Source organism: Pseudomonas sp. Sample_22 (assembly GCF_004307635.1).
Taxonomy (GTDB): domain Bacteria; phylum Pseudomonadota; class Gammaproteobacteria; order Pseudomonadales; family Pseudomonadaceae; genus Aquipseudomonas.
In genome coordinates, this window is sequence record NZ_RCNY01000005.1 from 64,952 (window position 1) to 74,166 (window position 9,215).

At 59.4% G+C, this 9,215-nt stretch carries 8 protein-coding genes and 1 pseudogene; 8 read left to right on the top strand and 1 reads right to left on the bottom strand.

Annotated elements, in window-relative coordinates; genetic code table 11:
* The first annotated feature begins 29 nt into the window (after positions 1–29).
* The 4 genes from D8U73_RS01010 to D8U73_RS01025 are packed head-to-tail and all read left to right on the top strand — an operon-like array spanning position 30 to position 2,696.
* A complete protein-coding gene (locus D8U73_RS01010; RefSeq protein WP_056853002.1) occupies positions 30–818 on the top strand; it encodes a ParA family protein in 789 nt (262 codons plus the stop codon).
* A gap of 1 nt (position 819) precedes the next feature.
* Complete coding sequence (locus D8U73_RS01015; protein ID WP_130903484.1) at positions 820–1,776, top strand: CheW domain-containing protein; 957 nt, start codon at positions 820–822, stop codon at positions 1,774–1,776.
* Between the two features lie 41 nt (positions 1,777–1,817).
* Positions 1,818–2,303 (top strand): chemotaxis protein CheW, encoded by a 486-nt coding sequence (locus D8U73_RS01020; RefSeq protein WP_007980742.1) that lies wholly within the window; start codon positions 1,818–1,820, stop codon positions 2,301–2,303.
* Positions 2,304–2,696: a DUF2802 domain-containing protein gene (locus tag D8U73_RS01025; protein ID WP_056853000.1), complete on the top strand. Its 393-nt coding sequence runs from the start codon at positions 2,304–2,306 to the stop codon at positions 2,694–2,696.
* Positions 2,697–2,829: 133 nt separating this feature from the next.
* Here D8U73_RS01025 and D8U73_RS01030 read toward each other — a convergent pair.
* Positions 2,830–3,042: pseudogene (locus tag D8U73_RS01030) on the bottom strand (EscU/YscU/HrcU family type III secretion system export apparatus switch protein); the annotation flags it as partial.
* A 132-nt stretch (positions 3,043–3,174) separates the two neighbouring features.
* Here D8U73_RS01030 and D8U73_RS01035 point away from each other — a divergent pair.
* The 4 genes from D8U73_RS01035 to D8U73_RS01050 form a co-directional block, all read left to right on the top strand.
* A complete protein-coding gene (locus D8U73_RS01035; protein WP_130903486.1) occupies positions 3,175–3,429 on the top strand; it encodes a PAAR domain-containing protein in 255 nt (84 codons plus the stop codon).
* Between the two features lie 9 nt (positions 3,430–3,438).
* A complete protein-coding gene (locus D8U73_RS01040) occupies positions 3,439–4,518 on the top strand; it encodes a hypothetical protein (protein ID WP_130903487.1) in 1,080 nt (359 codons plus the stop codon).
* Between the two features lie 35 nt (positions 4,519–4,553).
* Complete coding sequence (locus D8U73_RS01045) at positions 4,554–7,430, top strand: type VI secretion system Vgr family protein (RefSeq protein WP_130903488.1); 2,877 nt, start codon at positions 4,554–4,556, stop codon at positions 7,428–7,430.
* A gap of 2 nt (positions 7,431–7,432) precedes the next feature.
* On the top strand, positions 7,433–9,215 hold a 1,783-nt coding region (locus D8U73_RS01050), incomplete at its 3' end, for a phospholipase D-like domain-containing protein (RefSeq protein WP_130903489.1).

Here is a 9,215-nt window from a genome sequence, read left to right on the forward strand (position 1 = left end):
GATTCATTGGGCCGGGAGGAACAATCCGAATGAGAGTCTGGGCAGTCGCCAATCAAAAGGGTGGTGTCGGTAAAACCACTTCATCCATCGCTTTAGCCGGTTTGCTGGCCGAGGCGGGCAAGCGCGTGGTTGTGGTCGACCTCGACCCCCACGGCTCGATGACCAGCTATTTCGGTTACGACCCCGACAGCCTGGAACATAGCAACTACGACCTGTTCCTGCACAAGGGCAACGTGCCCCAGGGCTTGCCGGGGCAGCTGCTGCTGTCGACCAGCGACCCGCGCATTTCCCTGCTGCCTTCGAGCACCGCGCTGGCGACCCTCGAGCGTCAGTCGCCGGGGCAGAGTGGGCTGGGACTCGTGATCGCCAAGAGCCTGGCGCAGTTGTGGCAAGACTTCGATTACGCGGTGATCGACAGCCCGCCGCTGCTCGGTGTGCTGATGGTCAATGCCTTGGCGGCGAGCCAGCAGCTGGTGATCCCGGTGCAGACCGAGCACCTGGCGGTCAAGGGCCTGGAGCGCATGGTCAACACGTTGGCGATGATCAACCGATCCCGCAAACAGGCGTTGCCGTTCACCATCGTGCCAACGTTGTTCGACCGCCGCACCCAAGCGTCCCTCGGTACGCTGCGCGTCTTGCGCGACAAATTTCCGGAAGAAATCTGGCAAGGCTACATCCCGGTGGACACCCGCCTGCGCGATGCCAGCCGGGCCGGGCTGACGCCTTCGCAATTCGATGGCAAGAGTCGCGGCGTCCTGGCTTACCGCGCCTTGCTCAAGCATCTGCTGGCGGCACAACTTGTTCCGCAGGTGGCGTGAGATGAGTCTTGACCGGCCATTGAAACTCACGTCGCGTCCGCAATTGGCGCTGCAGTCGTATCTGGACAACCTTCTGCAAGAGGTGACCGAGGAACTGTTGGCTCCGCTTGAGCCGCTGCCTGAGGTGGTCGAAGACGAAGCGGCACTCGATGAGTTCCAGGCCGCGGTGCTTGAAGAGCAGGCTCGTGACGCCCGGCAGGCTGGTTTTACTGCCGAGCCGGTCGCCAAAGCGGCCGTGCCGATGGAAGTGCCTGCACGTCCGGCAATTGCTGTGATCGAAGCACCCACGTCGATGCTGCCGGCGGTATCGACCATCGCGCCATTGCTGCAAACACTGGCGGCGCCCGTCGCCGAAGTACAGCAAGTGCCGGAACCGAAGGTTGCCGAGGTGCAGCCAACGCTGGTGGCGCCGGTGGTCGAAGTTCATCTGCCGCCCGCCAACACACCGCCACCGCTGGAAACCGACGATCGGCCTTCCTGGGCTGCCGAGCCGTTCGAATGCCTGTTGTTCGATGTCGCCGGCTTGACCCTGGCGGTGCCGCTGGTGTGCCTGGGTTCGATTTATTCCCTGGCCGGTCATGAACTGACGCCGTTGTTCGGGCAGCCGGAGTGGTTCCTCGGGATCCTGCCGAGCCAGGCTGGCAATCTGAAAGTGCTGGATACCGCTCGCTGGGTCATGCCCGACCGTTATCGCGACGATTTCAAGCAGGGCCTGCAATACGTCATTTCGGTTCAGGGTTACGAATGGGGGCTGGCGGTGCATCAAGTCAGTCGTTCGTTGCGCCTGGACCCGAACGAAATCAAGTGGCGCAGTCACCGTGGCCAGCGGCCATGGCTGGCCGGCACGGTGATTGAACACATGTGTGCGTTGCTCGACGTTTCCGCGCTGGCCGAGTTGATCGCCAGCGGCGGCGCAAAGCATATGGGCGGCAGTAAACCGCCGCATAAAACTACATAACAGAACAACACCGCCAGGGCGGTTTCTTGAGGGGTCAGGGTATGAATGACAAGGCAACGGCGGCAAAAGGTTCCGAAGATCCGATCCTGCAATGGGTCACCTTCAAGCTGGATAACGAGACCTACGGCATCAACGTGATGCGCGTTCAGGAAGTCCTGCGCTACACCGAAATCGCCCCGGTCCCGGGTGCCCCGAGCTACGTGCTGGGCATCATCAACCTGCGCGGTAATGTGGTCACCGTGATCGACACCCGCCAGCGCTTCGGCCTGATGAATGCCGAAATCAGCGACAACACCCGTATCGTCATCATCGAAGCCGACAAGCAGGTTGTCGGGATCATGGTCGACAGCGTGGCCGAAGTGGTTTACCTGCGTCAGTCGGAAATCGAAACCGCGCCAAACGTCGGTAACGAAGAATCCGCCAAGTTCATTCAAGGCGTGTGCAACAAGAACAACGAACTGCTGATCCTGGTCGAACTGGACAAGATGATGAGCGAAGAAGAATGGTCGGAACTGGAGAGTATCTGATTGATTCTTGAGGTTGCGGTCATTGTCCTGTTCCTGTTCTGGGCAGGCACGCTGGCGATGTTCCTGGCGTACATTCGCGCTCAGAAGCAGATCGCCGCACAACAGGCCCAGAGTGATGCGCAGCGGGATCAGCGCATCAAGGACCTGGGCAAGCGCGTTGACGACTATCAGAATGGCAACGTGCGCATGGGTGAAGACCTGCATGAGCTACGTGCGATCGTCGCGCCATTGCCGGACAAACTCGTTCAGCTGGAACAGCGCGACCCCACCAGCCTGTCGTTCGCCCAGGCGGCGCGACTGGTCGGGATGGGCGCGAGCGTCGACGAACTGACCCAGTCCTGCGGCTTGACCCAGGCTGAGGCGGAGTTGATGAGCAAGTTGCATAGGAACTGATCAGGTCGTTAGGGCCTGAAATCGCCATCGCGGGCAAGCCCGCTCCCACAGGGTTTGAGTGGTGGTCACAAACTTTGTGTGCACCATCAATCATTGTGGGAGCGGGCTTGCCCGCGATGGCGTCCTTGAATCCTCAGTAATCATCCCCGCGTTCGGTGATGTCCTTCTCGACCATGACCGCACCCGGATCCTGCCCCGCCGGAAACTTGTCTTTCAAATTCCACGCAAAGGCGATGATCTCGGCAATCTTGCGATACAACTCATCCGGAATGCTATCGCCCAATTCCATTCGCGCCAGCAACCTCACCAGCTCGGCGTTTTTGCAGATCGGCACTTTGTAATCTCGTTGCTGGGCGGTCCTAGGACAAGGACCACGCCGTCCTACGATCCCAGGCTACAAGTTTTACGGAATGCGCCGACTTGTGACAATTGTTTGCCGTCAGTACCGTGCAGCACAGTGCAAACACGGACGATTCCTGTGCGACCAATCATCGTTATCGACGACCCGACTTCTGGCGGAGGGAGGGTGCTTGAAGGATCACCCTCGACTTTTATCAATGGTCTCGCGGTTGCGAGACTCGGCGATCGGGTGTCCTGCCCTCACGGGGAGTGTTCCATCGTCAGTGGTGACGAAACGCTGCTGGTCGATGACAGAGCGGTGGCCCGCGACGGTGATCTGGTTTCCTGTGGTGCGCGGTTGGTTGCTACACAAAAGGACACCGGCGTTCTCTAAGGATTAGGGATGGCAATCCGTACGAGTATCTACGATCGAATCTCCGAGCGGCGTTTGGCCGCGCAGGAGCAGCAACGTCTGGCAGGCATGGTATTTCCCGAGGGCAAATTCGCCTCCGCCAGCGTCGACATTATCCGGGCCTGGGTCTGGCTTCCTTGTGGCTCATATGACGCGCCGTTGCCAGCGAGTGAGCTGGCGGGGCTGCATGCCGACGTCATTCAAGACCCACGCCTGCTTGATACGCGGGGACTTAGTCGGCCTGTCCGCCGTTTAGCCACCCCGGCCACAGGATGGCCGGAAGCCGAGGCGCTCGGTCGCTCCAGCGAAATCCTCAAGGCAGCTCTGAACACATGGGCGCCGGCATTTCGGCATTCAATCGACTGGCGCAACACTCAGGTTGTGTTGTTCGTTCCGGGTGCAGTCCGCGCCATGGACTGGCTTGATCGAGCCCTGAGCCTTTGGCCGACTGAGCTATTGCCGCATCGTGGTTTTGACCTGCAGACACAATCTGCGGCGCAGTGGTTGCCCGAGGTTCTGGCTCACAGTGCGGGAGCGCAATACCTGTTGTGCCTAAGCCTGGACACGTGGGCCTGCGAGGAACAGATAACGTTGTGTCCGCCTGAGGAGATGGCTGGCGAAGCGGTTAGTGCGGTGCTGCTGCGCCGCCAATCGGCGCAGACAGATCCGAGGTCCCACAGCCCCCTGAAGCTGTTTGCGCCGATCGAACTGGATCATCTTGCTCGCACTTCACGGGCTCGCCCCGATACGCAAATTTTCGAAAGGTTGATGACAGCGCTGTGTGAGGTTACGGCCATTAATCTTGCGCGAGTAAGCGTGCTGATCTCAGGTGGCGCGCTCGATCGCCAGCGGCTCATCCAGCTCAACGAGTATGCCCGGGACTTTTTGCCCGGGTTGGATCTTGACCGACAGATCTGCCTCAGCCCCCTTGGCGCTCGATTCGGGCCGGTGACCGAGCAATGGGTACAAATCGGCCTCGCCTGGCTGACCGCCCGCGCTGAACCTGGCTGCGCCGTCTGGATATTGGACTTTACCTCGGCCAACCAGACCCAAGGCTGGCTGATCGGCTGAAGCATCAAGGACTCATGACAAAGGGAGTTTGAACGGTGAATTCAATCAGTGACACCGCGATGTCCTCGTTCGGCCATCCGCTGAGCCAGGCCGAGCGCTTGTTGCAACTGACAACACCCCAAGGGCAAGAGCTGTTCGCGCTGCGAGCCCATGGTCAGGAGCGGATGGGTCGAGTGCCGCGTTACACGGTCGACGTGATCAATCAGGCTGCAGCATTCGACCCGGAGCTACTCATTGGTCAGGCGGTGCAACTGGGCATCAAGCTGGACGACGGTAGCTACAGCCCCAGGCATGGCTGGGTGGAAAGCGTGCGTTACCTGGGAAGCGACGGCGGGCTGGACGACTGGCAACTGGTCTTCGCTCCCTGGTTCAGCCTGTTGGAATACCGTGTGGATTGCCGGATCTGGCAGGAAATGAGCCTTCCCGACATCTTTGCCCAAGTGTTCCAGCACTATAGCCAGGCGAGGGGAGCGTACCGCTTCGAACTGTCACGGGAATATCCACTGCTGTCCTACGTCACCCAGTTCAACGAGACCGATGCCCATTTCGTGCAGCGCTGGTGTGAGCAAGAAGGTTTGTTCTGGTATGTGCAACATGAGGTGGACAGTCACTGCATCGTTTTCACTGACAGTCTCATGTTCCTGCCGACCCTCACCCCGGCGACCCTGCGGTTCCACACGCAACAGGCGGCCGACCTGCAAGACAGCATCACTCAATGGAGCCCCGGTGCCCGATTGCTCAATGGTGCAGTGCAAGCAAGCAGCAATGACTATTTCTGTCATGCCCGATCACAGGTCACGCGAACCGTGGCGCTGCCTGCTGCATCGGCGCCACCGGATCTCGAGCGTTATCAATACCGGGGGCAATATGCCTGGCAGAATCCCGACCGTGGCGATTGGCTCAGCCGCGTGCAGATTGAACAGGACGAATCGGCTGCCAGACGCATACAGGGACAAGGCGGCGTGCGCCAGATGCAACCCGGTCATGGATTCGAACTGGCCCAACATCCGTTGTATGAACTCAAGACGATCAAGGAGCGCCAATTCCTGATCATCGCGGTGGAGTTCTTCGCCCAGAGCAACCTGCCAGTCGGCATGCAGCGAATCAGCCCGCCCGGCAGCCTGAATGCGCTTTTCGAATCCGAGCAGCGCCAGTCGATGTACGCAGTGAAAAGCGAAGGCTTCTACCTGAACCGCTTTGAGACTCAGCGTCTGGACATCGCTTATCGCAGCCCGTTCGCTCATGCCAAACCGGCCAGTCCCGGCCCGCAGACCGCAGTCGTAGTGGCCCCGAGCGGCCGCGAAGTCTTTACCGACAGCCTTAATCGGATCTGCGTACGCTTCCATTGGGACCGCCTGGTAAAGGATGGCGAACTGGGCTCATGTTGGCTGCGCATGATGCAGGCCAGCAGCGGCCAGGAGTGGGGGAGTGTGAATGTGCCCCGCTCTGGTGAGGAAGTTGTGATCACCTTCCTCGACAACGACATCGACCGGCCACTGGTGATGGGGCAAGTCTACGGCGGGCATAAGCCCGCCTGGCACTCAAGCGGTTTGATGAGTGGTTATAAAAGCCGGGAAATCCAGGGGCGCGGCTACAACCAGTGGGTGATGGACGACTCCACGGGCCAGGTTCGTACCCAGATCCACAGCAGTCATGGACACAGCCAGCTGAACCTCGGCTACCTGATAGATCAACAGGGCAATCAGCGCGGCGGCTTGCGCGGCACCGGTTTTGAGTTACGTACGGATGCCTACGGTGCCTTGCGCGCACAGCAAGGGCTGTATCTGAGCACATGGCCGCGCAACAACGCTCAAGGCGGCCAGGTCGATGTTCGAGAAGCCCGGCTACAACTGACGAATGCACAGGAGCGCGTAAGGGCATTGTCCGAGGCCGCTCAGCAGCACAATGCCCTGCCGATGCAGGGGGGCGTCGACAGCCTTGAGCAACTGACCGCCGACACTCAGCTTAACTATGGCAGCAATGACAACAGCGTTTCCAGCGCCAAGCGGCAAACGCGCAACGCGGGTGATACCGATGCAGCGATCAGCAGTGGCGGCCGGGGCCAGACCCCCGGTTACCACAAACCGTTGCTGATCGCTTCGGCCCCGGCCGACATCGCCACTGCGACGCCGCAAAATACCCACCTGCACAGCGGCAAGCAGTTGACTCTCTCAACGGGTGAGGACATCAACCTCGCCAGCGGCAAGTCATTGCTGGCCAGCGTCGCTGAAGGGATCAGCCTGTTTGCCCGGGCCGCGGGCGCCAAATTGTTTGCGGCCAAAGGCAAGATCGAAATCCAGGCGCAGAGCGATTGCATCGAGCTCACCGCCAGGGACAGCGTGCGCATTACGTCGACCGCACGCACCGTCGAGATCGCCGCGCAGGAGGAAATCCTGCTCACCAGCGGCGGCGCCTACATCCGTATCAAAGACGGCAATATCGAAATCCATGCGCCCGGCACCGTTGATGTAAAGGGTGTGAAGAAAACGTTCAGTGGCCCGGCGCAACTCAATCGCGATAACCCGGCGTGGCCCACAGCCTCGCTCAGGCAAACGCTCACATTGATGGTGGGGCAAAGCAGTGTCGCAGGTTATCAGCCCTGGGCAGGCATGCCTTACAAGGTGTTCGCCGATGGCGCGCCGGCTGGAAACGGCGTCATGGATGCCAGTGGCCAAATCGCCGTTGACCATCATGCCACCACCAGCCGTTACCGCGTCGAGCTGGCTAACGGGGTCAAGTACAACGTGCCGGTGGCAGGCGACTACACGGATGATCCGGACAACGCCGAACGGGCGAATCAGGGTTTTCAACGCCATTCGAGCCAGCCACATCCCGAGATCACGCCCCCGGATGACGCCAGTCAGTTCCGCCAGGCATACACCCAACTTAACTCGCCGAAGCCGGAGGCTTGAAGATGACCACCCCCACGATCACTGTCCCGGTCGCCACCAGCAAAACCATGTCATGTCAGCTCAACCTGCCGTGGTTCGTGCAGAACACCGAATACCATCCGGTGCCCGCGACTTTCGAACCTCTGGTCAACGGCGAGCGTGCGTTCGGTGCGGTGTATGACGCCATCCTGGCGGCCAAAAGCAGCGTGGAAATCATCTGCTGGGGCTTTCAGCCTTCGATGTATTTCAAGCGGGGCGACACCAGTTCGCTGTGCATTGGAGATCTGCTGATCAAGAAAGCCAACGAAGGTGTTCAAGTCCGGATCCTGTGCTGGTACGACACGTTGCGCGTGGCCCAGACTTCGGAGAATTCGACCCCGGGTGACAACGTTTCCAATTGGTTCGGCAAGTTCAGGCAAAACCGAAACGACGCGCAAGTCGAGTATGACAAGTTGTGGTATCGGCAGATCCGGCTTGCCTACACCGGTGCTGAAACCGGTCCGATCGAGCTGGGACAACGCTTCTTCCGCATGCTGATGTGGGGCAATGAGCCCTCGTTGAGCATCAAGAACATCGAGTTCGTTACCCGCGACTTCGGCTTGCTTGACCGGGCAGAGATTGCCTGGCGGCTGGCCATGAAATCGATGGATGAGGATCGCAGTACCCGCAACAAAGTCATGAGTTCGGTGGCGATGTTTGCCGAACCGACCCATCACCAGAAAATGGTCCTGGTGGATTATGAAAAACCGCAGGTCGCGGTGGGTTTTGTCATGGGGCATAACACGCTGGATGCCTACTGGGACAACGACCAGCACGGCTACGAGCGACTGCACCCACAGTTCGGACGCAATGGCGAAACGCCCAGGCAGGATATTTCCAGCCGGGTGACCGGCCCGGTGCTTGAGCACCTGAATCACAATTTTTGTGTGGCCTGGAAAAAAGAAACCCGCATCGACCTGCTGGCTTCTCGTCAACACATCGCCCCGCAACTTCACGTACGACCAGGGCATGGTACCGCCGTCATGGCCCAGATCCTCAGGACGCAAAGCCAGGACAACAAGCGAGACATCGAGAAGCTGTATTTGAAAGCCGTCAACAACACGACCCGATTCATCTACATCGAGAACCAATACTTTCGCTGGCCACCCCTGGCGGAAAAGATCAAAAGCGTTGCGCAAGCCCTCATCGACGGCGGGCGCGATCCCGAAACATATGGGCCGCTCTATCTCTTCGTCGTCACCAACTCCACCCAGGAGGCCATGGGTGACGGTTCGGTCAATACGTTCCGCATGTTGAAGCAATTGGGGCGTCCGGAACTGATGCCGGGGGTGGCCAGAGCCGAACGTCGTGACCAATTGTTGGCCGACATTGAGCAAGCCAAACAAGCAGAACGTTTGGCCACGGTGAACAAAGGGGTTTTTGAAAGAATATACGGCACTGACCCTGAGGCGTCGGCGGCGCGCTATTACGAAACGCTGAAAACCAACCTGGCGCAGGCACGGGCCAAGGTTGAAACGCTCGAAAAAAGACTTCCAGGCCTTGATCGGGAAATTATTTCACCGTCCGAAATTCCCGGGCTGAAAGTGCATATCTGTACGTTGGTGGCGCCAGACTCACCGCCCGGACAGTGGATGGATGTGTATGTGCACAGCAAGTTGATGATTGTCGACGATGTTTTTACCACGCTGGGCTCAGCGAACATCAATACCCGCAGTATGCAGGTAGACAGTGAATTGAATATTTGTATTGAGGATCCTGCGGTTACGAAGCCGTTGCGGGAGCATTTGTTTGGGGTGCATACGGGGG

Bases quoted from the DNA above. Each gene is read 5' to 3' on its own strand.
- D8U73_RS01010 (WP_056853002.1), top strand. From the start codon at position 30: ATGAGAGTCTGGGCAGTCGCCAATCAAAAGGGTGGTGTCGGTAAAACC.
- D8U73_RS01015 (WP_130903484.1), top strand. From the start codon at position 820: ATGAGTCTTGACCGGCCATTGAAACTCACGTCGCGTCCGCAATTGGCG.
- D8U73_RS01020 (WP_007980742.1), top strand. From the start codon at position 1,818: ATGAATGACAAGGCAACGGCGGCAAAAGGTTCCGAAGATCCGATCCTG.
- D8U73_RS01040 (WP_130903487.1), top strand. From the start codon at position 3,439: ATGGCAATCCGTACGAGTATCTACGATCGAATCTCCGAGCGGCGTTTG.